Origin of the sequence: Pseudoalteromonas sp. McH1-7, assembly GCF_013366255.1 — a bacterium.
Lineage (GTDB): Bacteria > Pseudomonadota > Gammaproteobacteria > Enterobacterales > Alteromonadaceae > Pseudoalteromonas > Pseudoalteromonas peptidolytica.
In genome coordinates this window covers 280,805-307,475 of the sequence record NZ_JABWPQ010000001.1, presented here as the reverse complement: position 1 = coordinate 307,475, position 26,671 = coordinate 280,805, and the positions used below count along the sequence as shown (strand labels likewise).

The 26,671-nt window shown below is 41.9% G+C and carries 16 protein-coding genes; 15 read left to right on the top strand and 1 reads right to left on the bottom strand.

Annotated elements, in window-relative coordinates; all coding sequences use genetic code 11:
- The first annotated feature begins 44 nt into the window (after window positions 1-44).
- From pepN to HUZ36_RS01160, 14 genes are all read left to right on the top strand, one after another.
- On the top strand, window positions 45-2,630 hold the full coding sequence (pepN, locus tag HUZ36_RS01225) for an aminopeptidase N (protein WP_176031795.1): 2,586 nt from the start codon (window positions 45-47) through the stop codon (window positions 2,628-2,630).
- Window positions 2,631-2,852, top strand: coding sequence for a DUF2835 domain-containing protein (locus HUZ36_RS01220; protein WP_125252722.1), 222 nt, complete (start codon window positions 2,631-2,633; stop codon window positions 2,850-2,852).
- Between the two features lie 249 nt (window positions 2,853-3,101).
- On the top strand, window positions 3,102-5,201 hold the full coding sequence (locus HUZ36_RS01215; RefSeq protein ID WP_125252723.1) for a DUF1302 domain-containing protein: 2,100 nt from the start codon (window positions 3,102-3,104) through the stop codon (window positions 5,199-5,201).
- 11 nt (window positions 5,202-5,212) lie between these two features.
- Window positions 5,213-6,580, top strand: coding sequence for a DUF1329 domain-containing protein (locus tag HUZ36_RS01210; RefSeq protein WP_125252724.1), 1,368 nt, complete (start codon window positions 5,213-5,215; stop codon window positions 6,578-6,580).
- A 76-nt stretch (window positions 6,581-6,656) separates the two neighbouring features.
- Window positions 6,657-7,661, top strand: a complete 1,005-nt coding sequence (locus tag HUZ36_RS01205) for a WD40/YVTN/BNR-like repeat-containing protein (protein ID WP_252094543.1) — start codon at window positions 6,657-6,659, stop codon at window positions 7,659-7,661.
- Entirely contained in the window at window positions 7,661-9,982 is a 2,322-nt protein-coding gene (locus HUZ36_RS01200; RefSeq protein WP_176031794.1) for an efflux RND transporter permease subunit, read from the top strand. Before HUZ36_RS01205 ends, HUZ36_RS01200 begins: the two co-directional genes overlap by 1 nt.
- A 211-nt stretch (window positions 9,983-10,193) precedes the next feature.
- Entirely contained in the window at window positions 10,194-15,032 is a 4,839-nt protein-coding gene (locus HUZ36_RS01195; protein ID WP_176031793.1) for an NAD-glutamate dehydrogenase, read from the top strand.
- Window positions 15,033-15,168: 136 nt separating this feature from the next.
- Window positions 15,169-16,179, top strand: a complete 1,011-nt coding sequence (pyrD, locus tag HUZ36_RS01190; RefSeq protein ID WP_147390423.1) for a quinone-dependent dihydroorotate dehydrogenase — start codon at window positions 15,169-15,171, stop codon at window positions 16,177-16,179.
- A gap of 122 nt (window positions 16,180-16,301) precedes the next feature.
- Entirely contained in the window at window positions 16,302-16,829 is a 528-nt protein-coding gene (locus tag HUZ36_RS01185) for a cell division protein ZapC domain-containing protein (RefSeq protein WP_176031792.1), read from the top strand.
- Window positions 16,830-17,218: 389 nt separating this feature from the next.
- A complete protein-coding gene (locus tag HUZ36_RS01180; RefSeq protein ID WP_128731337.1) occupies window positions 17,219-17,608 on the top strand; it encodes a TFIIB-type zinc ribbon-containing protein in 390 nt (129 codons plus the stop codon).
- A 166-nt stretch (window positions 17,609-17,774) separates the two neighbouring features.
- Window positions 17,775-19,886: a bifunctional 23S rRNA (guanine(2069)-N(7))-methyltransferase RlmK/23S rRNA (guanine(2445)-N(2))-methyltransferase RlmL gene (gene rlmKL, locus HUZ36_RS01175; RefSeq protein ID WP_176031791.1), complete on the top strand. Its 2,112-nt coding sequence runs from the start codon at window positions 17,775-17,777 to the stop codon at window positions 19,884-19,886.
- A complete protein-coding gene (locus HUZ36_RS01170) occupies window positions 19,879-20,109 on the top strand; it encodes a glutaredoxin family protein (RefSeq protein WP_128731339.1) in 231 nt (76 codons plus the stop codon). Before rlmKL ends, HUZ36_RS01170 begins: the two co-directional genes overlap by 8 nt.
- Window position 20,110: 1 nt before the next feature.
- Window positions 20,111-22,027, top strand: a complete 1,917-nt coding sequence (uup, locus tag HUZ36_RS01165; protein ID WP_125252732.1) for an ATP-binding cassette ATPase Uup — start codon at window positions 20,111-20,113, stop codon at window positions 22,025-22,027.
- An 8-nt stretch (window positions 22,028-22,035) separates the two neighbouring features.
- Window positions 22,036-23,757 carry a DUF3466 family protein gene (locus HUZ36_RS01160; protein ID WP_176031790.1) on the top strand — a complete coding sequence of 574 codons (1,722 nt, stop codon included), beginning with the start codon at window positions 22,036-22,038 and terminating at the stop codon, window positions 23,755-23,757.
- A 151-nt stretch (window positions 23,758-23,908) separates the two neighbouring features.
- Here HUZ36_RS01160 and HUZ36_RS01155 read toward each other — a convergent pair whose 3' ends face one another.
- Window positions 23,909-24,418, bottom strand: coding sequence for a DUF2062 domain-containing protein (locus HUZ36_RS01155; protein WP_125252734.1), 510 nt, complete (start codon window positions 24,416-24,418; stop codon window positions 23,909-23,911).
- Between HUZ36_RS01155 and HUZ36_RS01150 the strand changes: the two genes are divergently transcribed.
- Window positions 24,398-26,644: a DNA internalization-related competence protein ComEC/Rec2 gene (locus tag HUZ36_RS01150; RefSeq protein WP_353506997.1), complete on the top strand. Its 2,247-nt coding sequence runs from the start codon at window positions 24,398-24,400 to the stop codon at window positions 26,642-26,644. The genes HUZ36_RS01155 and HUZ36_RS01150 overlap by 21 nt on opposite strands.
- Window positions 26,645-26,671: the final 27 nt, after the last annotated feature.

Genomic DNA, 26,671 nt, shown 5'->3' with positions numbered 1-26,671 from the left:
TTAATCACACGCCCCAATTTGGGGCGTTTTTGTAAGGAATATCTATGACTCAAAAACCACAAGCTAAATATCGTAAGGACTATATTGCACCTAGCCATCAAGTCGATGAGTTGTCTTTGACCTTTGAGTTAAGTCCACGAAATACCATAGTGACTGCTGTTAGTAAATTTCGTGCAGCTGCTGGCGCATCACAGCTAGTATTGGATGGGGTTGATTTAGAACTGCAATCCTGTCAAGTAAACGGTAAAGAGTGGCACACTCGTGAGCAAACAGAGGCTAAGCTTATATTGAATGAGCTGCCAGCTGAATTTGAACTCACCATTGTGACTCACATATCTCCACAGACTAATACTTCTCTTGAGGGGTTATATTTATCTGATGGTGCTTATTGCACACAATGTGAAGCTGAGGGCTTTCGTAAGATCACCTACTTTATGGACAGACCCGACGTACTTACCACTTACACTGTGACTATTATCGCAGAAACTAAGTATCCATTTTTGTTGTCGAATGGCAATAAAGTGGAAGAGGGCACACTTGAAGATGGCAGACATTTTGCCAAGTGGCATGACCCATATAAAAAACCCAGCTATCTATTTGCTTTGGTTGCAGGCAGCTTTGATATTTTAGAAGATACTTATCAAACCAAGTCTGGGCGGAAAGTTAAATTAGCGCTATTTGTAGATAAGGGTAATTTACACAAAGCACCACATGCTATGACTTCATTGAAAAAAGCAATGGCATGGGATGAGCTGCGTTTTGGGTTAGAATATGACCTAGATATTTATATGATAGTGGCAGTAGATTTCTTCAACATGGGGGCAATGGAAAACAAAGGCCTCAATGTTTTCAATAGTGCTTGTGTACTTGCAAGCCAAGAAACTGCAACAGACCGAGATTTTCACACTATTGAATCAATCGTTGGCCATGAGTACTTCCATAACTGGACTGGTAATCGCATTACCTGCCGAGACTGGTTTCAGTTGAGCTTAAAAGAGGGGCTTACTGTATTTAGAGATCAAGAATTTAGTAGCGATCTGGGGTCTCGAGGGTTAAATCGGATAGACGCGGTAATGGCGATGAGAACTCATCAATTTGCTGAAGACTCTGGCCCAATGGCCCATCCAATCAGGCCTGAAAAAGTAATAGAAATGAATAATTTCTATACAGTGACTGTATACAATAAAGGGGCCGAGGTGATCCGCATGATGCATACTTTGCTCGGTGAAGAGAGCTTCCAAAAAGGGATGCAGCTTTACATTACCCGACATGATGGTCAAGCCGTGACCTGTGATGATTTTGTCAATGCTATGATGGATGCCTCTGGCGTTAATTTAACGCAGTTCAAGCTGTGGTATGAACAACATGGAACGCCTAGACTAAATGTAGTGACAGAATACGATAGTGCTGCACAGCGCTATACAATGACAGTTACACAGCAGCATGCAGATAGCGATCCGATAAAAGCGCCGTTACATATTCCATTCAAATTGGAATTGCTTGATGAGCAAGGGCTGAGCATCCCGTTATTGACGCAAAAGGGTGAAATTCAAAGAGCACTCGATATTACTGAGTTTGAACAACGCTTTGAATTTGAGCAAGTGGCAACAAAACCTGTACCTGTACTATTAGAAGATTTCTCTGCACCGGTAATTATGGAATACAATTATTCCACTGATGAATTGCTACATATTTTGCGTTTTGCACGAAGCGACTATGCTCGCTGGGAAGCGATGCAGCAGATATTTATGATCGCCGTCAAAGCTGCGATTGATTCTGGTGATTATAGCTTAGACAGTAAGGTACTCGGTGCCTTATCTTCATTGGTTCAGCACCTAGAAGGAGATCTTGCACTGCTTGCAGAGTTATTAAGTTTACCTACTTTTGATACGCTTGCGAGTCAGTTTAAGACAATTCCAGTAGACGCGTTAGTGAATGTATCTAAGGCATTTGAGTTACAGATTGCTCAGGCACTACAGCAAGACTTGGAACTCGCTTATACTTCATCAACCGAGTCAGGTTCTTTAGATGCGCAGGATGTGGCCGTTCGGGCATTTAAAAATAAAGCCTTATACTACTTGGTTAGAACTGATTCGACACTCGTTGAAGATGCGCTGAGGACACAATTTGCGTCAGATAATATGACCACTAAACTTGCATCTCTCAAAGCTGTGGTATCAGCTGAGCACGAGAAGATGGAAGCCTTATTCAGCGAGTTCGACAGTCAGTGGCGTCACGACGCGTTGGTAATGGATAAATGGCTGGCACTACACGCAAGCTTGCCAAATGATGAAGTGATAACGAAAATAAATACACTTTATGACCACCCATGTTTTGAAAAAGGCAATCCAAATCGAGTACGAGCACTCATTGGTAGCTTCACCCGCAGTAACCCGGCTCAATTTCATCGAATTGACGGCAAAGGTTACGAGCTACTTGGCGACCTTCTAATCGAGCTAAATGGCATCAACCCACAAAATGCTTCCCGCATGATCACGCCGTTTATGTCTTGGCGACGCTATGATGAGACGCGTCAGAAGCTGATGAGAACACAGTTGGAACGTTTGGCGAGCCTAGAAGGGCTGAGTGATGATTTATATGAAAAAGTAGAAAAGGCGTTGGCGCAGTAAATGAAAGAGTACTTCTTTTACATGGAATTGAGTTATGACAAGTGCCTTGGTTATTACCATGGGCACTATACTTCAGTACAAGTGATCGAAGATGGCGGGAAGACGATACGCTTTCCCGCTGAGCGTATTCGTCCATTTATTTCATCGATTGGGATCAGAGGCAGATTCCGCTTAATTTTGGATGATAGCAACAAGTTTCTGTCGTTAGAAAAAGTTACTTAGTATCAGCCAAACTGAAAAACATATTTTATTTTTGTTAAATGAGTTTGTTATAAGCTTGAAATACGTGTTATAAATTATCTGGTAGGACGTCTTACCAAGAGTAAAATGCGCCCCTAGAGGCGAAAAAGCGTTGATTTAATGGCGTAGTATTTGTATTTTCTCGCTTTCGCTTCTATCGTTTAGACAACAAAAAACAATAACTCTAAGAGCTTAAGCTCTAGACAAGACCCGCCAAAAGGGGGAGAAATAATGATAAAAAGATCGCTCTTTGTGAAAAACAAAATCATGCTCGGTCTTAGTGCGGCAATCATGGGAGCTGCCGCGACATCAGTACAAGCTGCTAGTTTTGAAGTTGGTGAGTTTGATATCACTTTCGACTCAACGTTCTCTTATGGTCAAAGTATTCGTGTAGAAGACCGTAATTTTGACTTCATCGGTAAGAGTAATCATCCTCAGTTTAATTGGGATGGTTATAAAGCAACGACTGGCAATACGATCTACTCTTCGTCTCAAATATGGTCGCAACAGGGCGCCTATTCAAATAATGGTGATGCTGGTAATCTGAATTTTGATTCAGGCGATACCTTCTCACAATTATTGAAAGGGACGCACGATCTCGCAATAACCAAAGACAACTTTGGTTTATTTACACGCTTTATGTACTTCTATGATTTTGCGATGGAAGACGGAGACTTTGCATATGCCAATCCAGTGTCTGGTAAGAAAGTAGATCCGTGTGAAGATGATAATACAAGAGAACAAGTTTGTTCAGACTTTCGTTTACTTGATGCCTTTATCTGGGCTGATTTTGACCTGAATGACGGTAAAAACCCACTATCGGTACGTTTAGGTCAGCAGGTAGTAAACTGGGGTGAGAGTACACTGATATCACATGGTATCAATGTTAACCCGGTGGATATCGATAGACTCAAAGCACCAGGTTCAGAAGTCAAAGAAGCTTTTATCCCTGTTGGCATGCTTTGGGCGTCAATTGGCTTATCTGAAAACGTAAACCTTGAAGGCTTCTATCAGTATCAATGGCACGAAACAAGACTACCAGCTACCGGCAGCTACTTCTCAACTAATGACTTTGCTTCTGAAAACGGCTACATGCAAAACGTTCAGCTTGGTTTTACTTCAAACCCTGATATTGATTTATATCACTTGACCGATGCACTTAATAGCTTATACGCCGACGCAACAGCTTCACTTGTTGCACAAGGGGTTGTGCCAACTGCCGAAACAATAGGTCAGACTGCCGCTGCGATGTACATGGCATATCCAACGAGAGTAGCGCTTAAAGGAAAGGGTGCAAGTGGTATCAGCGAGCCTGATGATGGTGGTCAATATGGACTACGTTTAGGCATATTCTCGCCTGAGCTTAATGATACTGAATTTGCGCTATATTACATTAACTACCATAGCCGTAGACCGCTTATTTCAGGTAAGGCATCTAACTTTACTGGTGCCGCGCTAGCTGCTGATCTGGATTACATTAGAAATAATCCTATTACAGAAGACAACATCACAAATCTAAATGCGTTCACGCAGGCAAAGATCACATACCCTGAAGACATCAAACTTTATGGTTTGAGCTTTAATACGGCGCTTGGTGAAACTGCGCTATCTGGTGAAATTGCATACCGAGAAGATGAGCCTCTCCAAATTGATGATGTTGAGTTATTGTATGCAGGTATGGTTGAACAACTTGCAGCTGCAGGGATAAGAGAAGATTTTGAAGGTTTCTCACAGTTAAGCCAAGGTGATGATATTGCCTTCGTAAACCCTGGAGAAATTGCGCAAGGTTATATATTACGAGACACCATCCAAGCACAGTTGACAGCAACACATCTATTTGGCCCATCTTTGGGGGCTGACAGCTGGGCTGTTGTCGGTGAAGTCGGTGCCGTAACAATCAAAGATATGCCAGAGTATGATGAACTTCGTTTGAACGTGGCCGGTACTGGTCGAAGCGGAGTAATTGAAGGTGTATCGGGTCGAGAGTATGGGTTAATACATCAGGCGGTTTCTAATGGACCTGAAACAAATCCATTCCCATCTGCATCAGCATGGGGCTATCGACTGATTGCTAAAGGGGAATACAACAACTTATTTAGTGGCGTTAACTTCTCACCAAAGGTTGTGTTTTCGCATGATGTGAATGGTATAACACCAGATCCAATGTTCTTATTTGTTGAAGATCGTAAATCACTTGGGATTAACCTAAACTTTAACTACCTGAACACTTGGTCATTTGATTTTGGCTACAACACCTTCTGGGGTGGTGGTAAAACAAATACCTTCGCAGATCGTGACTTTGTCTCATTCAATATTAAGTATTCAATTTAAGGGCTTTCGTTATGTTTAGAAAACCTACATTTATCGCAGCAACAATAATTACAATGATGTCTGCAAGTAGTGCAATGGCTAAAATGAGCCCAGATGAAGTTGCACGTTTAGGAAAAGATTTAACACCAATCGGTGCTGAGAAGGCAGGTAATGCTGATGGTAGCATTCCAGCGTGGAATGGTGGTATTACTGCGCCACCAGCAGGTTATGAGGTGGGAATGCACCACCCAGATCCATTTGCCGATGACAAGGTGCTATTTACAATCGACAAATCGAACCTCGATAAATACAAATCGTTATTGAGTCCAGGTCAGATTGCTCTATTTGAAACGTACCCAGATACGTTCAAAATGAATATCTACCCGACGAGACGAAGCGCGTCTTATCCTCAGTTTGTTTACGATGCAACGAAAAAGTATGCGACAACAGCTGAACTAATTGAAGGGGGTAACGGGATCAAGAATACCGCTGTTGGTATCCCATTTCCTGTTCCTAAAAACGGCTTAGAAGCAATTTGGAACCACCTATTGCGCTTCCGTGGTTTGTCTATTGCCCGTTATGGTGGTCAGGCAATGCCAACAGAGTCTGGCGATTACAATATTATTGGTTTCGATGAACAGTTATTGGTGAAGTATTCAGCGACGGATGCAACACCTGAAGCGTTGCAAGAGTCAAATATTCTATTTAAGTTCAAGCAGCGTGTAACCGAACCTGCGCGTCTAGCTGGTACGGCTTTATTGGTGCATGAAACCATGGACCAAATTTTGACTCCTCGTCAGGCCTGGACATACAACACCGGCCAGCGTCGTGTTAGACGCGCGCCAAACGTTGCCTATGACGCACCTGGAACAGCGTCAGACAGCTTACGTACAACAGATGATTTTGACATGTTTAACGGCTCACCAAATCGCTATGATTGGAAGCTAGTAGGCAAAAAAGAAATGTATATTCCGTATAACAGTTACAAGCTACATAGCGATAAATTGAAGTACGAAGACATTCTGATGGCAGGTCATATTAACCCAGAACATGTTCGTTATGAAAAGCATCGCGTGTGGGTAGTTGAAGCTAACCTAAAAGAAGGCACTCGTCATATTTACAAAAAACGCGTGTTTTATATTGATGAGGATAGCTGGCAAATCCACGTAGCTGATATATACGATAATCGTGATCAGATGTATCGAGTAGCGATGGCACATGGTCTGAACTATTATGAAGTGCCTACACACTGGAGTACGTTAGATGTTTATTACGATCTGAACTCTCGTCGTTATCTTGCGATTGGTTTAGATAATGAAGAAGACATGTATGACTTCAGTCAATCTTTCAATGATAACGAATTTACTCAGGGTGCTTTGCGCCGTGAGGGTCGTCGTTAATTAGTGAAACATCAGGCTGGAGCTATCTCGCTTCAGCCTTCTTCCTCCTTTCCTCTCACAACTCGAGTGTTTTCTCATGATTAAGAAAGTAGTAGCAGCCTCGATATTAACTATGGCGCATTTAGCTGTGGCCGAAAGCAGCGATCAGATTGCTCCGCAGTCAGCCTTAATGGTCGCACACCCAGAACAGACACTATTTACAGATATTACCGACACAGGTAAAGCATTAGTCGCAGTGGGTAAACATGGCACAATTATATATAAAAAGGCAGAGCAAAAATGGACACAGGCATCAGTGCCAGTTCAATCCTTACTAACTGCAGTGACATTTAAAGGTAATGATATAGGTTGGGCCTGTGGCCATGATGCCAGTATTTTAAAAACCACAGACGGCGGCAAAACGTGGACAGTGAAGCAGTATTTGCCACAGCTCGAAAAGCCTTGTCTAGACATTGAATTTGTTAACCAGCAGCACGGTTTTGCAGTAGGTGCTTATGGGATGTTTTTTGAAACGTTTGATGGTGGAGAGTCTTGGAATAAGCGGTTTATTAGCGAGTTTGTTCATCCCGATGATGTTGAATACCTAAATGACTTAAAAGAACAAGATCCGGCTGGTTATGAACAAGAAACTGCATTTATTCTACCGCACTTTAATCGCTTACTTATCACGGACGATAACATGTACCTTGCAGGAGAAATGGGCTTGGTTGCTCAAAGTGAAGATCTGGGCAAAACATGGCAAAAGTTTGACTCATTTTATCGAGGTTCTTTTTTTTCTATCAACGAAACCAAAGATAATCACTTCGTCGTAGCGGGGCTTCGTGGCAACGCGTTTATCGGTAGTGGGCAGCAAGTTCAACAATTAAAAACAGATAAAACTGCCACAATTAACAATATTATTGTCGATGATTCAACGACTTACATGCTCGCCAACAGCGGTGTCATTTTTAGTATTAAAAATGGTGAAGTTACTTCAAAGCAATTAAAAAATGGCCACTCAATTTTATCTGGCGTGCTTAAAAACAAGAGCTTAGTCCTTGCGACTGAACAGGGGATTGCTGAAATAGAGGTGGGTAACTAATGCAATCATTTTTAAATCAGTTAGTTTATGTCATCTTTAGGCATCGCATTACCGTTGTCACATTTTTTATTTTGACCACGTTATTTTTGGGGTATAAGGCAACCCAAATTCAGTTAGATGCGTCATTTAATAAAAATATTCCATTGAATCATGACTATATGAAAGTCTACCTAGAGCACGAGAAGCAATTTGGTGGTGCAAATAGTATTCTGATTTCGGTGTGTGATAGAGACGGCGATATTTTTAATGAACCGTTTTTTACCCAGCTAAAAGCGGTTCATGACCAACTCTACTTTATTCCTGGGGTAAACCGCCCGTTAGTAAATTCTATCTTTGCACCCAGCGCGCGCTTTGTTGAAGTTGTTGAAGATGGCTTTGCAGGCGGACCTATCATTCCGGCCAATTTTCAACCAAATGAAAAAGGCCTTAGTGTTGTAAAGCAAAATATTGAAAAAGCTAAAGTAGTTGGCCGCATGGTTGCCAGCGACTATTCATGTGCCATGGTCACAGCACAGTTAATGGAAATTGATCCACAAACACAAGAAAAGCTAGATACGTTGGCATTTGCACAAAAACTAGAGTCAGAAATCAGAGCACCACTGAGTACTGATAAAGTTAGCATTCACATTATTGGCTTTGCGAAAATGGCCGGTGATATTGCCGATGGCGCAAAAGGTGTGGTGTTATTTTTTGCACTTGCCATCGCATTTACGTTCATCATGGTTTGGATGTTTTGTAAAAGCTTTAAGCTAACTTTATTGCCGATAGCGTGTTCATTTATCGCGGTTATTTGGCAGATGGGTTTATTAAGCACACTAGGCTTTGGTGTTGACCCCATGTCTATTTTGGTACCATTTTTGGTATTTGCAATCGGTGTAAGCCATGGCGTGCAAATGATCAATGCAATTGGTAAAAAGGTGGCTGAAGGCGTATCAAGCAAAGTTGCAGCAGAAGCAAGCTTTAAAGCGTTGTTGATCCCAGGTGGTATTGCGCTGTTATCAGATACGGTGGGCTTTTTAACCTTACTTGCGATAGATATAGGTATTATTCGTGAGCTAGCCATTACAGCAAGCTTAGGTGTAGCAGTTATTATCTTTACTAACTTAGTATTACTGCCAGTTATGGCGTCTTTTTTCGAATCAGCGAATATCAAACGAATTGGAGACGGTAAGAGTACGAGTCACGATGTGTTCGAGTCAATACGAGAGACACTTGTTAAGACAACGGACAAAAAAGTAGCTCGTGTGATTTTATTCATCAGTGTATTACTTTTTGCGTTTGGATACTGGCAATCAGATAAAATGCGCATTGGGGATTTACATGCTGGCGCACCTGCTTTACACGAAGATGCCAGATACAACCAAGACACCTTCTTAATTTCAGACCGCTATGCAATTTCGTCAGACATCCTTAAAGTGATAGTCGAAGCATTCCCCGCAGCATGTACTGATCACGATACGATGGCACGTATTAGCCGTTTTCAATGGCGCATCGAAAACCTCCCTAGTGTGCAATCAGCGGTCTCTTTGAGCTCTGTAGCTCAAGCTGTGAATGCAGGGTACAACGAGGGTAATTTGAAGTGGCAGGCACTACCAAGAAATAGTGCTTCTTTAGTACAGGCCACTTCTCGAGTTGAGACTAGCTCAGGGCTTTTAAACGGCGATTGCTCAGTGATGCCTATAATTATTTTTATGGAAGACCACAAGGCCGAGTCGATAGATCACGTTATTACTCAGATCAAAGCTTTTGCTCAAGAAGAGGGCACGGATGATGTTGCGTTTAGATTAGCATCAGGCCCCATCGGGGTGATGGCCGCGACGAACGAGTCAGTGTCACAAGCACAGGTACCTATGATGATCTATGTTTATGGTGCTGTGATCTTATTGTGCTTGGTAAGCTTTAGAAGCGTGCGAGCGACCATCGCGGTTGTGCTGCCACTGTACATTGTATCAACACTTGCGCAAGCGCTGATGGTGCAATTAGAGATAGGACTAACGGTGTCAACGCTACCTGTGATTGCTCTTGGTGTTGGAATAGGTGTCGATTACGGCATTTATATTCTATCCTCTATGATGGGACAGCTTAAGCAAGGTATGCCGTTGTCAGCGGCTTATCGTAATGCGTTAGCCGAGCGCGGTAGTGCTGTACTGTTTACGGGTATAACACTTGCTATCGGAGTAAGTACATGGATCTTCTCTGCGCTTAAGTTTCAGGTTGATATGGGTATCTTATTAACCTTTATGTTCTTGGTTAATATGCTGGGTGCTGTGTTGCTTTTACCGGCAATTGGAACGCTTCTCTGGTCTGACCAGAAAAAATAATGTGAATAATTGTGCTCCTTTTTATTTGGTATTGGCGATTTATATCTATTTTTTGTGAATAGTTGAGCAAACAGCTGAAAAGCTTGAAATGTTTTCGTCAAAAAGGCTGTTTATTAGCGTAAGAAAGGTTAGAATTTACCTGACTCCACGCTAATAAATGGCTGTACAAATAATCTACCGTTCAAAGGTGGTATAGATTAAGGAACACATAATGACACAAAATGAAGGCACGGCTTCTGTTATCCTAGATAACGTATGCAAGCTAATCCACAAAAAAGTCCATGCTGACAAAGTGTCACTTGTCGAAACGTTTGCCAAAACCTTGTACAGCAATATGTCTAAAGAGGATTTGGCACATCGTAACGACAGTGACTTATACGGCGCAGCATTGAGCCTTTGGAACGCCCTAGATAAAAATAAGTCTGACGAAGCCGTCATTCGCGTTTTTAATCCTGAGGTGGCAAAAGATGGATGGCAATCTTCGCATACTATTGTTGAGATAATTGCTAAAGATATGCCGTTTTTAGTTGATTCAGTGCGTATGGCAATGAATCGCAAAAATATTGTCTCTCACCTATTACTTCACGCTCCACTTAAGATACAAAGAAACGACGATAGTGCAATCACAGCGCTTTCTAACTTAAAAGCAGAGCAAGAATCAACCTCTACTAAAACCGTATTTTTCATTGAAATTGATAGGCAGACAGATAATTCAGCTATCGCTGAATTTAAAGCTGAGCTTGAATCTGTTTTAAATGATGTGTCTGTTGCGGTTGCTGATTGGAAGCCCATTCGTGACAAACTGGTGAGTGTCAGCCAAGAGCTGCCAACTCGTCATTATAGTTGTTCAAAAGAAGAAGTTGCAGAAGCTGTTGAGTTTTTGGACTGGCTGGTGAGCGATAATTTTACCTTCATGGGCTATCGTCAGTATGACCTTACACCAGTTCAAGGTGACTACGAGTTAAAACCAGTCGAAGGCACAAGTCTTGGTTTGATGAAAAACTCGGGAGATGATCATAGCCGCTTACTTTCAGAGTTACCTGAGGTAGCTAGAAAAGAAGCTCGCAGTAGTAACTTGTTAATCTTAACAAAAACTAACTCGCTGTCGCGTGTACACCGTCCTGCGTACATAGATTATGTTGGTATCAAGCGATTTGATACCAAAGGCAACGTGATTGGTGAAGACCGTTTTATCGGGTTATTCTCTTCGAGCTTCTACAACAATAGTGCAGCCGACGTTCCGGTACTTAAGAGTAAGATTAACCGTATCATGGAGCAGTGTGACTTTGCAAAAGGCACTCATGCTTACAAAGCCGTGTTAAATATTCTAGAAACCTATCCGCGTGATGAGTTAGTACAAGCACGTGAAAGTGAGTTACTAGAAGTGGCCATGGGCGTACTACAAACACAAGAACGCGACATGTGTAGATTTTTTGTACGCAAAGATGTCTACGGTCGTTTCTTCTCTTGTATGGTCTATGTACCAAGAGAGCGTTACAACACTGCATTAAGACGTGAAACACAGCAACTGCTGGCGCGTGCATTTAAATCGAGTGATAAAGTAGAATTCACTACTTTCTTCTCAGAATCAACGCTAGCGCGTACACATTACATTGTACGTGTCGATGACAACAATATAGATTATAACGTGAAAGAAATTGAAAATAACTTGGTTGAAGCCGCTCGTACTTGGGAAGACAAGCTACAAGGTGCATTGCTTGAAAGAGCGGGTGAGTCTCGTGGTAACGAGTTAAACCGTAAATACACCAATGCGTTCCAGTCTGCTTATAAAGACCAAGTATTACCAAGTGCTGCGGTAGTAGATATCGAGAAACTTGAACAGCTCAACGAAGACAATAAACTGGAGATGCTGTTTTATAGACCTCAAGAAGAAGCGACCTCTCAATTAGTACGTTTAAGTTTATTCCATAAAGCTGAGCCAATTCACTTATCAGACGTGATGCCAATGCTTGAAAACTTTGGTCTGCGCGTTATTGGTGAGACACCTTATGCAGTGAAGACTACTGATGGTCAAGTAAACTGGATCATGGACTTCTCTATGCTTATCGACAGCAAGGGGATCACCGACTTTGACAAAGTATCTGCACGTTTCCGTGCTGCATTGACGAATGTTTGGAATAATCGTCTTGAGAACGATGGCTTCAACCGCTTAGTTTTGTTAGGGGGCTTAACTGGACGCGAAGCGTCTATTTTACGAGCGTACGCGAAATACATGCGTCAAATTGGCGTGACTTTCTCGCAATCCTACATTGAAAACACGTTCGACCGCTACCCGCACATTGCGGCGATGATCGTTGATCTGTTCGTCAAGAAGTTCTCTCCGAAGAAAACGGCATCAGAAAAAACACTGACTAAAGTCATTGATGCTATTTACCAGGAACTAGAGAACGTTGCGAATCTTGATGATGACCGTATTATTCGTCTATACGTCGACATGATTAATGCAACGCTACGTACTAACTTCTATCAAAAAGAAGCAGATGGTACGAATAAGTCATACACGTCATTTAAGATCCAGCCAAGTGCAGTGCCAGATATGCCATTGCCACTACCAGCGTTTGAAATCTTCGTTTATTCACCACGTGTAGAGGGTGTGCACCTGCGTGGTGGAAAAGTAGCTCGTGGTGGCCTACGTTGGTCAGACCGTCGCGAAGATTTCCGCACAGAGGTACTTGGTTTAGTTAAAGCGCAGCAGGTTAAAAATACGGTTATCGTGCCTGTGGGATCTAAAGGTGGTTTTGTTTGCAAACAACTGCCAACAGAGCGTGAAGCTTTCTTCAAAGAAGGCCAAGAGTGTTACAAGATCTTTATCCGTGGTCTACTCGACATCACAGATAACATTGTACATGGTGACATCGTTCCACCAATCGATGTTGTTCGTCATGATGAAGACGATCCATACCTAGTTGTTGCAGCAGATAAGGGGACAGCTACCTTCTCTGATATCGCAAACGGTATCGCAGAGTCTTACAACTTCTGGTTGGGAGATGCGTTTGCTTCTGGTGGCTCGATCGGTTATGACCATAAGAAGATGGGCATTACTGCAAAAGGTGCGTGGGAATCGGTTAAGCGTCATTTCCGTGAGATGGACATTGATTGTCAAACAACTGACTTTACAGCGGTTGGTATTGGTGACATGGGTGGTGACGTATTTGGTAATGGGATGCTGCTTTCTAAGCACATTCGTTTGCAAGCTGCGTTTAACCACATGCACATCTTTATCGATCCAAACCCAGATGCAGCAAGCTCATATGTAGAGCGTGAACGTCTATTTAATCTGCCACGCTCAAGCTGGGAAGATTATAATAAGGATCTGATTTCTGAAGGCGGTGGTATCTTCTCTCGTGCAGCCAAAGCAATTACGCTAAGCGCTGAAATGAAGAAGATGATAGGCACCAAAAAATCTAGCATGACACCAAACGAGTTGATCAAAGCATTGTTGAAGATGCCAGTTGATTTACTGTGGAATGGTGGTATCGGTACTTACATCAAGTCTAAATCTGAAACTGACGCTGAAGTTGGGGATCGTGCAAACGATGCACTGCGTATCAACGGCGGTGAACTTGGTGCGAAGATATTTGGTGAAGGCGGTAACTTAGGTGCTACTCAGTTAGGACGTATAGAGTTTGCTTCAAACGGTGGGCGTATCAACACTGACTTTATCGACAATGTTGGTGGCGTAGCGTGCTCGGATAATGAAGTTAATATTAAGATCCTACTGAATGGCTTAGTCGCTGAAGGCGATTTGACGAAGAAACAGCGAGATGAATTACTTTACTCGATGACTGATGAAGTATCAGAGTTGGTATTAAAAGACTGTTACCGTCAGACGCATACACTTTCGATCACGAAGTCTAAAGGTCCAGCTACGCTAAAAGAGAAAGTACGCTTTATCCATGCACTTGAAAAAGATGGCAAGCTAAATCGTGCAATCGAATTCTTACCAACAGATGAAGAGCTAGCAGAGCGCGCAGCGGCAGGTAAAGACCTAACTCGTCCAGAGCTTTCAGTGTTAGTCTCTTACTCCAAGATGGTACTAAAAGAAACGTTAGTGGTTGATGAGATCTCAGAAAACCCATATTACCGTCAGCTTTTAGTTAACTCGTTCCCGTTACCACTACGTGAGCGTTTTAATGCTGCAATGGATAACCACCCGCTACGTAAAGAGATCATTGCAACTAAACTTGCGAACAATATCGTTAATGACATGGGTCTTAACTTTATGGTTCGTATGCACGAAGAAACAGGAGCAACAGATGCAGAGATTGCGATTTGTTACTCTATTGCAAGCGCTATCTTTGAAATGAAAGAAACGTGGTCAGCTATTTCTTCACTGGATAATAAGATCCCGGCAGCAGTCCAAACGGAAATGTTGTATCAATTACGTCGTACGGTTCGTCGTGCAACGCGTTGGTTCTTACGTCATCGTGATAAGTCTGAAACAATCGAGCAAACTATCGCGTTCTTTGCTCCTACATTCAAAGATTTAAGTGCAAACTTACACAACTACATGGTTGCAAACGAAAGCGAGCAAATTGTAGATAAAGCGCGCGACCTTGAATCTCAAGGTGTACCAGCTGAGATTGCACTGCGCATCGTATCGCTTTCAAGCTTGTTCTCGGTAATGGACTTAGCAGAAGTAGCTCATAGTGCGGGTCGTAAGATTGGCGTTGTGTCAAACACTTACTTCACACTGGGTGCAAACATGGGTCTACATTGGTTCCTTGACCAAATTACAGCGCAGCCTGTGGCAAACCACTGGCAAGCACTTGCTCGTGCATCTTATCGTGAAGAACTTGATTGGCAGCAACGCTCACTATCTGAGGTAGTGCTAAATAGCTTTGCCGGTGATGATAGTGACATCAATGAACAGATTGAGCAGTGGATGGATAAACAAGCTGGTTTATTACACCGTTGGCAGCAAATGCTAACTGAGTTTAAAACGTCGCAAAGCCATGACTTTGCTAAGTTCTCGGTTGCACTGCGTGAGCTAATGTTATTAAGCCATAACTGTGATACTTCCAAATAATCTAGAAATCGCTACAATACCCCAGCTTTGACTGGGGTATTTTTTTGTCTAATGTCATTGCCATAATCCATTTAGCTAAAATCACAAAAAGGTGGTTTTAGCTAAATCGATTACGTACCAATACTGAGGAGCTACCATGTTTTACGATCTTGCGCGTCGTTTTATGTTCAACAAAGATGCGGAGTGGGCACACGATTTTGCCCTAGGCAACCTTCGTCGCTTTGCAAATACGCCAATGAGCCTTGCATGGTCTCAATCAGTTCAAGACAAACCAGTTAACTTTTTGGGATTAGAATTTAAAAACCCAGTAGGGCTCGCTGCGGGTCTTGACAAAAATGCTGAGTGTATCGAAGCATTCGCACAAATGGGCTTTGGTTTTATCGAGGTAGGCACTGTTACGCCAAGACCACAAGCTGGCAACGATAAACCTAGGATCTTTCGTCTACCTGAAGCAAATGCGATTATCAATCGCATGGGATTTAATAACAAGGGTGTTGATTACTTAGTTAACAATGTTAAAGCGGCAAAATACGATGGGATCCTTGGGATCAACATCGGTAAAAATAAAGATACACCGAACGAGCAAGGTAAAGATGACTACATTCACTGTATGAGAAAAGTGTTTGAGCATGCGTCTTATATTACTGTCAATATCTCTTCACCTAATACACCGGGCCTTAGAGATTTGCAATATGGTGAAGCACTAGATGATCTGTTACAAAGCTTGAAAAATGAACAAATGGATCTGGTAGCTAAGCACAACAAGTCGGTGCCTATGCTGGTTAAGATCGCCCCTGATGTTGATGGTATTCAGCTAGCTCAAATTGCTGAGTCTCTTGTGAACAATCGTATCGATGGTGTTATTGCAACAAATACAACATTAGCTCGTGATGCCGTAGAAAACTTAGAGCATGGAAATGAAGCTGGAGGCCTGTCTGGTCGACCGGTTCGTGAGAAATCAACGCACGTTGTTAGCGAACTAAAGCGTATTACTGAAGGTAAGCTACCCATTATCGGTGTTGGTGGGATCGACAGTGCTGAGTCTGCTAAAGAGAAGTTTGCAGCGGGAGCTGATCTTGTTCAAGTGTATACTGGCTTTATTTACGAGGGACCAGAATTGGTCAAAAGGATCGTTACGTCCTTATAAGGATCGCTCATATAACAAAATGATCGAAAACAAAACGTTATTATAAAAAATTTCATCATTGCGCTTTTCGCGTTATACTCCCACTTACTGGTCATAGTTAATTAGTTTGTGGGAGAGTCGTTTTGCAAGCTTCAAAAGAGTGGCAATGGATACGCTGCGAGAAAAGAAATAGGCTGTTAATTGACTTAGGTGAAGAGCTTCAGCTTTGTACGCCTTTTCGAATTCGACACCTGACCGACGACTCTGCATCAAGCCCGACCTTTAGCCTAAACGAGGCCGAATTTTATCAAAACGTATTCGATTACCTTTGTGGTTTTTCTGTCTGGAGTGAACCACAATGCTGTCAAATTGCTTTGAATGCAACCGCTGCTAAATTCCATCTTCAGCCAATGCAAGCTAAAAGCTGGTTTTTCAAACCGTACAATGGGTGCGAGCCCGTTAGTGAAGCTGTGGTTTGTTTGCGTTCAAAACAAAGCCAAGGCGAGTTTTTGATAATAGAGCATGACGGCCAAGCAAGCCTATGTCTAAGTCTAAGTCAACAATTTATCTTAGATGAAGGAATTGAACTTGAGCAATTTCAAGCAATTAAGGTACTGAATGATAGATTATCTCCCCTAGTTTTATCGAACCTAGTACACCGAAGCGCGTAGCGATATTGAGTTAAGGAATAACACAACGTAATGTCTCGCCCATAACCATACTCTAGCTCCCAATCAAAGCACTTCTCCACAAGGTAGCTATTAGCTTTTATAAAGTCTAATTGACCCGAGCCGTTAGGTTGTATTAACTTGTACCTTATACCAATTAGACTTAATACTTGCTCAATTTGAAGGAGTAAATCTGACGCTAACCCGTTAAAAATTTCTTATTTAGAACAGCTAAATAGCAAAATTTTTTCCTTGCCTACAGGGCGTAGGTACCTTAGCGATAGCAGGAGACGGTGGCTGAGTTATCGACAAGATTTTCTCGCCTCAACATAGAGCACTTAATTAAGATAATTGGTGTTAAATCATTGTAGCAATGAATTAAGGGAATAACTATGAACTGTCTTTGCGACAAAACTTTAAAGCTGATCTACACCGACATTGAAGGCTATTGCGGTTATCAATGCCCATCTTGTGATGCAGTTTGGCTTCCTCGTAAATTTGTAGAAGCGATTAAACATACCTACCATTTTACATACGCAGACTTTCTTGCGACCCGAACACCACTCAAACAGAACGCTGTACAATCATGTCCGGATGATGGCCATAAGCTTGTTGCGTATCAGCTCAATAATGCGTCGTTTAGTGAATGTCCGTGTTGTGCCAGTATTTGGTTTGAAGCAGGGGAGTTACAGGCACTGTTGCAAAATTACCAACGCGTTAATAGCAACACGAGTATCTTAGACAAGCTAGATATTTTTAATTTGTTTAACATATTGTCTTAACGAGTTTGAAATTGGCAATAAAAACAGACGGATTGGCTTTGTCTAAAGTTAATTTGCATATAATAACAGTGCTCCTGCTATTTATCGTCTTCAATCAAAGTCAACTAATAACTAACCATAACTTGTGTGTTATACTGCGCTCAGTTGAAATTTAAGGGTATTCAAATTGCAATTTATCGCATTGACATCTATTGGTGTAGAGCAGCTACTGGTAGAAGAATTAACCGAGTTCGGTTTTGAAATTAACAAGCAAACGGTTGGGTCTGTAAAGTTCACTGGCACTAATTTAGACGTACAAAAGTTTTGTATGATGACTCGATTTGCAACACGCGTAATGTTGCTGATTGATGACAAGCCAGAAGTAAACGATAAAGACTCGCTGTATAAATTTGTGCGTTTTCAAGCTTGGCAAGACTGGTTTAGTCCTAAGCAAACGTTTGCTGTTGAGTTTAATGGCACCAACAATGCGCTAAAAAATACTCAATTCTCTGGTTTAGTTGTAAAAGACGGTATTGTTGATTACTTTAATGACCTGTTCGAACAGCGCCCCGATGTGGATAAGCAAACACCAGATATTCGCATAATTGCGAAACTGACCAAACAAGGTTGTGCGCTTTATATTGACTTTTCTGGCCCGCGTTTGTCTGACAGAGGCTATCGTGATAAACAAGGTAAAGCACCTATCCGTGAGCACTTAGCCGCAGCGCTTGTGAAGCGCAGTGGTTGGTTGCAAGATACCAATAAACCACTATTTGACCCCTGTTGCGGCTCGGGTACGTTGTTGATTGAAGCGGCATCAATGGCGCTTGGATTACCAGCCAATCCAAACAAGGATTTTGCTTTTAAACGTTTGCCAAGCTTTCGTGAAAGCAAGTTTAGCGAGTTAAAAGCGCAGCTTAACGTAGCCCCAGAACAGAAAAACCTATGGTTAATAGGTAGCGATATAGATGAACGTGTACTTGCCATAGCAGAGCGCAATGCCAAGCGAGCTGGACTTGAGTCACATATCAAATTTAAGTTTGAAGATGCCAACCAGCTGAGCCTTGCCGCCAAGCGTCCAGGTACAGTACTCAGTAACTTACCTTACGGTGAGCGCTTAGGTGGAATGGCGGAGATAATCACGCTTTACCGCAATATGGGTATTGCTTTCAAAAAGCATTATAGAGGCTGGGATTTGGCTTTATTGGCCAGTGAAGAGAGCTTGCTAAAAGTACTAAAGCTAGCACGTAAAAAATCATATAAGTTTAAAAATGGCCCATTAGATGTGCTGCTAAACCTGTATGAAATGAACGATGCGCAGGTACAACAAAATAAACAAAGTAGTGGTTTAAACTTTGAAGGGTCTAGCGCATTTGGTAACCGCCTCAAGAAAAATGTGCAGAACCTTAAGTCGTGGTTAAAAAAAGAAAACGTAAAGGCTTATCGAGTTTACGATGCGGATATTCCAGAATACAACGTTGCGGTAGATGTTTATAACGATAGTGCGGTGATTTTTGAATATAAGGCGCCGAAAGAAATTGACGATACGGTAGCGCAAAAACGTCTACAGGACGTGATCACACTGACTGCCGAACAGCTTAATATTGATCCGCTTAACATTGCGGTAAAAGTAAGAAAGCGTCAAAAAGGTCAAGACCAATACAAGGCATTAGACAAGCAAAATCGTACTGAAATAGTAGAAGAATATGGCGCAAAGTTTAAAGTCAATCTATTTGATTACCTTGATACGGGGTTATTTCTAGATCACCGCTTAGCACGTAAATTTATTCAACAACATGCAAAAGATAAGCGGGTATTGAACCTGTTTGCATACACAGGAAGCGCCTCGGTACATGCAGCTGTTGGTGGTGCTAAATCGGTCACTACGGTTGATATGTCGAAAACCTATTTGAAATGGGCGGAAGAGAACTTTGAGCTTAATGGCTTGAAGAATCCTCGTTTCAGATTTGAGCAAGCTGATTGTTTAAAATGGCTCGAGCGAGCAGTTGGTCAATATGATCTTATTTTCTTAGACCCTCCAACATTTTCAAATTCAAAACGAATGTCAGATGCCTTTGATGTACAAAGAGATCACCTAAAATTATTTGGCTGGGTTAAAAAAATCTTGGCACCTAATGGCGTACTCTTGTTTTCTAATAACAAGCGTGGCTTTAAAATCGATGAGGTTGGACTCGCGGCCTTGGGGTTAAGTGCTGAAGAGTATTCTACGCAAACCCTATCCCCAGACTTTAAGCGCAACAAACAAATTCATAACAGTTGGTTGATCCGCCATGATTAAGTGCACATTATTTCACACCGAAGGTTGTCATTTGTGTGAAGAAGCATTAGCAATGCTCATTCAGCTATTACCTGAAGCAGAAATTGAATTAATAGATATCGTTGATGACGAAGAAACGATGACGACATATCAATATCGTATTCCCGTTATCAAAAAAATCGAAACAGGGCACGAACTTGGCTGGCCCTTTTCTCAACAACAATTACAAGAATTTATAGCATAGTATGGATCTTATTCGAATCGCTAAAGCACAACTGGCTTTTGGCTCGCACCCTATACTCGATCAGGCTGATGCAGTGATTGAGTCAGGGGAGCGTGTTTGTATTGTAGGACGAAACGGTGCAGGTAAGTCTACCTTACTCAAAGTACTCGATGATCAAGTTCAACTTGATGATGGTGAGATAAACCGAGTAGGTGGTCTGAAAGTATCAAGGCTGGAGCAAGACCCTCCAAAAGGGGCAAATGGCTCGGTGTTTGACTACGTTGCTAATGGATTACCCGATGTCGCTGAATTGCTGATTGAATTTCACGAAATTAGTGAGAAGCTGCAAACTAACCAGTCTGATAAATTAATGACAACGCTTGAGCGCCTAACGCAAAGATTAGAAAGCGAGGATGCTTGGCGGTTTGAGTCAAGGATCAAGCAAGTACTGAGTCAGTTACAGCTGGATGCTAATATGCGGCTTGAAGAGTTGTCAGGAGGCTGGTTACGCAAGGTCGCACTGGCAAAAGCACTTGTTAGTGATCCTGATTTATTACTCTTAGATGAGCCAACGAACCATCTCGATATGCAGAGTGTTATTTGGCTAGAGCAATTTTTAAAAGAATTTAAAGGCGGAATCGTGTTTATTTCACACGACCGTGCCTTCATTCGCTCTATGGCAACTCGCATCCTAGATTTAGATCGTGGTCAGCTGGTTTCATACCCTGGAAACTACGCACAGTATCTAGAGCAAAAAGCCCATGATTTGAAAGTTGAAGAACAGCAAAATGCGCTATTTGATAAAAAGCTAGCGGAAGAAGAAGCTTGGATCCGTCAAGGGATCAAAGCTCGACGTACACGTAATGAAGGACGTGTGCGAGCCCTCAAAGCATTACGTGTGGAGCGTAAGCAACGTATCGAGCAACAAGGTAAAACAGACTTTAACATCGAGACTGCTGAGCGCTCAGGTAAGTTGGTGTTTGAAGCTAAGCATCTGAACAAAGCGTTCCAACAAAAAGTCATTGTAAAGGACTTTTCTACTTTGGTTATGCGTGGCGATCGTATTGGATTGGTTGGGCCTAATGGTGCTGGTAAAACCACGTTATTGAAAATGTTATTTGGTGATATTTCATCAGATTCTGGTTCAGTAAAACAAGGGGTTAACCTAGAAGTTGCATACTTTGATCAATACCGCGAAAAGCTAGACGAGGAAGCGACTGTTCAAGATAATGTTGCCGAAGGCAAACAAGAAGTCATGATGGGAGGACGCTCACGCCATGTACTTGGTTATCTTCAAGACTTCTTGTTTCCTCCAGCTCGAGCAAGAACGCCAGTAAAGGCTTTATCAGGCGGAGAAAAGAACCGCTTATTGCTTGCGAAGCTTTTCTTAAAGCCTTCTAACATCATAGTGCTGGATGAACCAACCAACGATTTGGATATTGAAACACTGGAACTTCTCGAAGAAATTTTAAATCAATATCAAGGTACTGTTTTGGTGGTAAGTCACGACCGAGAGTTTATTGACAATACTTGTGGCAGTGTGTGGGCTTTTGAAGGCGAAGGTCAAGTGACTGAAATAGTTGGTGGTTACAGCGATTTTGAGCTGTATCAGCAAAAGCGCGACCAACAAAGAAAAGATGCCCAAAAAGTTGACCAAGAAAAGCAACAGACCGCGCCGCTCAAAAAGGCGCCAGCTACGACTCGAGCAAACAAGCTGAGTTACAAATTAAAACTTGAATTAGAGTCATTGCCCAGTAAAGTAGAGGAACTTGAAGAGGCAGTGAATAAACAACAAGCGCTGGTCAGTGATCCTGACTTCTTTAAACAAGATCAGCAAACCACCCACGAGGCATTGAACCAATTGACTGAACTAGAGTCGAAGCTGGAAGCCGCGTTTGAGCGCTGGGAAGAATTAGAAGCATTACAGAATCAGCAGTAAGGATTAAGATGAAATTTAAACTTTTAGCCGCGAGTATCGCTGTTGCCATTTCACAACAAGCGGTCGCTGCAACATATCAGTTAACAGAACTACCAAGACACGCAAACAGTAAATATACCAATGTATCGGACGCGAATGAGGCGGGTGAAGTTATTGGTCAAGCATCAAACTTATTTGGTGTAAAAATTGATGTATCTTATATTGATTTTGACGATTCAAATTTAAAAAACTATTACGACAACGCGAAGCTGCAGTACGAGAAAATTGATGAACCCATCACGTTTACACTAGATGATATTCAAAATAACAATGCCGCAAACACTAATGCACAAGCGCATGCGTTTATGTTGTCTTACATCACGTCGGCGAGTCGTTCAGCATCATTGGAGTATCAGCAGGTTAACCGCTCTATTTCGCTTATGTTTAACAATAATACAGCAGAAGAGTTTGTTGTATTTGATGAGCAATCACCGGATTATCAAGGGTTAACTCGCTCTGTAAGCAATTATTTAACCGGTATTGCAGATGACGGCACTATTGTTGGGTGGGGCTCTGCGCCTTACAAAAAGATCACCTTCACCAAAGAAGGTGAAACAGAAGTAGATACCTACTTTGTTCGGGATTGGCGTAATAAGGGTGTTCTAATTACGCCAGCCGGTGAAAAAATTGCTTTAGAACCTGCATTTGCTGAGCATGGCGGCTTATCTTTAGCTACCGACATAAAGCAAACCAATGATGGTGGGTATGTGGTAGTTGGACAAAGTTCAACATCGTTATCAAAACGTACGATAGAAAGCATTGAAGATAATTGTGATGGCGTGGACGAACCTGTTGAGGTCTGTATTCAAAGGCTTTCTAATCCATACCATACTCGAGCATACAAGTGGACGTTCGATAATGACTTTAATTTAACCAGTGCAACTGATTTAGGACTGGCTTTTACACCGGATGAAGACAGTGAGATTGCTTATTCAAGTATTGCAATTGCGACCAATGCAAATGGACTGACTGTAGGTGATTCACGTGCACGAAGACAAAGCAATGATGATTTGCTTCCGAATGATCAAGCGGTTTATTTTAAAGAGGGCGAAATTAAGCGTATTAAAGAAGTTGAAAGCTTTTATGAATATAGCCAAGCGATTGATGTAAATGACAATGGCATCATTATTGGTGCTTTTGGTCGGACAGCGAATGGCTCCAAAGAGAATGACTCAACGGGTTTTTATTTCGATACTAATACCTCCGAATTTAAAGAAATGCCGGCATATTTTGAAAACTCAGTAACCGTAGTTAATGATATTAATAACAATGGTTTTGTTGTTGGTCAGGGGGTTGTTGAAAAGTCAGGCTCTAGCCGACGACGTGAAGCATTCTTATATGAAATTGGTGCAGATAAGTTGGTGAATATAAACTCTCTTCTTCCATGTAAGAGCGATGATTTTCCTTACACTATAGCGGAAGCGGTCAAAATCACCGATGATAATAAAATCTACGCTGTTGCAACGAAAACCGTTGAAAGACGTAACACATTAGGCGAGATAGAAAAAGACAGTAAGGGTGAAATAGAATATGAGTCAGTCACCTTACCGGTTGTATTAACTCCTATCTCTGGTGAGCCTGAAACTTGTACTCCACCTGAAGCTGAAACGTATGAGCGTCAGTCAGCAAGTTGGTCTTGGCTTAGTTTGCTAGCTCTACCTTTGGTTGCGCTGAGAAGAAGACGTAAATAAAGCTGGTACTAGCCAATAAAAAAAAGCCCTGAAGGGCTTTTTTTTATATTTAACACTAATGTAGCGAAGATCTTGTCTATACTCTATGTAGTTATTCTAAATAAGAAACTTTTAACGCAGCTAGTATTAAGATCTGGTGGTATGAGATTAATCAATCTTGTCCACGGTTTTGCCAAGCTTTATTGACTGAGCGTCGCCATAAATAATCAATACCAAAAAAGCCAATAACTGCAGCGATACTCGCACAAATTAACGAGCCAACGATAAAAGCAGGGCCGATGGTCGTTAGGCTTTGTGCAAGCCACTCCCAACTTGCTTCAAAATGAAACGGTTGCTGCTCTTGCCCGAGTGCGAATACACCAACCAGATATGAGCAGTAAAAAATGGGTGGCATGGTTAATGGATTGGTGATCCATACTAACGCAATAGATAAGGGTAAGTTAACGCGAAAAGGGATCGCGAGGGCTGCAGCAAGCACCATTTGAAAAGGAACAGGGATGAAAGCGAAAAATAACCCCACTGAAAAAGCCCCTCTTGCCGAGCGCCGGTTGAGGTGCCACAAGTTAGCATCATGTAATAATTTACCGAAGATTTTTAATGATTTCTGTTGTTTGATTTTATTATGATCAGGTAAAAAGCGTTGGATCGTTTTTTTCGCCATTTGCAGCTGCCGTCTACTTGGATTCTGATATGTTTTGGAATAATCCTAGGGAGCTTCTGCGCAGTATTTTTTCTTGGTAACTGGCGTGTTGCCGCAACAAGCTTATTCCTCTACTTCATGGGGCGTTATTCTAAGCCTTTTTCTCAGATATTGGCAGGATTTATTTTAGGGATTTCTGTAGTTCTTTGTCATTATGTCGTTTTTTATAAATTACATATACCACAACAATGGCTCAGCGGCCCCATTATAATTGTTGGAGAGGTGATTGAGGTCTCAAATACGCCCAGTGGTGGCGCTGTTGTAATTGATATGCAAAAAATTGCCTCTGAAGACATTGACAGCTGGCGAAGTGTTCGCGCTAAGCTTTATCAGAATGACTCCAACATTGTATTTAGTATCGGTGATAAAGTTGAGGTATTAGGAAAGCTTAAACGATTTCGTAGTCGAATTAATATCGGACTTTTTAATGCTGAGCTCCATGCTTTCAGAAAGCATCATTATTTTAAAGGCAATATCTTACGTATACAGCAAATAGAGAGTCGTCCAGATTGGCGAACATTGTATCGCCAACATATCGCCAGTGAATTACAAGGTACAGAATATGGTTGGTTTTATTATATTCTACTGACTGGTGACACTAGTAAAGCGACATTTGATAACAAACGGCAGTTCAGGCAACTAGGGCTGAGTCATTTACTGGCAATTTCAGGTTTACACATTGGTATTGTCTTTGGCTTAGCGTTTTTATCACTAAAAATGCTGCTCTATTGTAGTCCCATAACTATTCCACAACATATCAATCTGCATCAAATATGCTTAATTTTTGCGGTGTTATTATGCGCCGGATATGTGTTTGTATGCGGCTATAGCGTCTCAGCGACAAGAGCTTTGGTCATGGCTTCAGCATGGACTGCTTGCTATCTGTTTACGCTTAGGGTGAGTGCCGTGCAGATCCTTACGACGGCATTGGTCGTGGTACTGATAATCGACCCATTTGCATTACTCAACCCCGGTTTATATTACTCTTTCTTTGCAGTTGCCATTATCCTTACTTTACTGCCCAAGTCAGGGCGTGGGGTGGTTGGGAAACTGCTTGTCTTAGTTAAACTACAAGTAGCATTATTTGTCTTCCTACTGCCACTTAACCTGTATTTTTTTGCAGGGGTTAGTGTGGTCTCAACCTTCGCGAATCTTATTATCATTCCCTTTATTTCAATAATCGTCTTTCCTCTACTCATACTTCATTTTTGTGTATTTGATTATGTTGATTGGCAACTACCTTTGGATTTGGTGGATACTGTGTTGACAATGGCACTTTTAGGCTTCAAGCACCTTCCTGTTGACTGGTTAGCACTTTCAAGTGTATCCGCAGAGTTACTAATTTGTACTTACCTGAGCGTCTTGCTCTTTGTTATTTTCAGACATTACTTGAGTGTACTACCGTTATTCTTTTATCTACTGAGCAGTTTGACTAAAGTACAACCAAACTGGCAGCTTGATGTGTTTGATGTTGGGCATGGAACGGCCGTGTTAATATCTAAAAACCGAAAAGGTTTGCTATATGATTTAGGTGCAAAATATTTTGGTTATTTCTCAATATTTGAATTTGTAATTAAGCCTTACCTTAGCAACAAACGTATTCAGTTGGATGCCACGATTGTCAGTCACGATGATGGCGACCACAATGGCGGACTTGATGACCTGTATGCTTATGATGGTGGACGGTCGTTACTGCAATTTCATAACAATGAGCAACTGCTTGGTTGTAACCTTGGTAAGCATCAGTTTGCAGGACTTGACGTACAAATAATTTGGCCAAGCGAATTGTCTGGCAATGATAATAACAACTCTTGTGTGGTTCGGGTGAGTGACGGGCAGTTCTCAGTACTGTTACCGGGAGATATTGAAAAACGAATAGAAGCAAAATTAATTAATGAAGCGCGCGAGTCATTAAAGGCGGATATTTTATTGGTGCCACACCACGGTAGTGCCAGTTCCTCAAGCGAAGCATTTGTAGAGGCTGTTATGCCCAAGTTTGCTGTATTTTCAAGAGCGTTTCATTCGCCATGGAAGATCCCAAATGAGCAGGTGGTTAATAGATACAAGCGAATAGGCGCAACACTTTTAGATACAGCGTTGGATGGACATATTAGAATTTTGATTTTTGACCAAAAAATAGCAATTCAACGAGGCCGACTGGTTGAAAATTACTGGTTTCTCAGATAATCCATTCAGTTTTAGTGATTTGAAAGT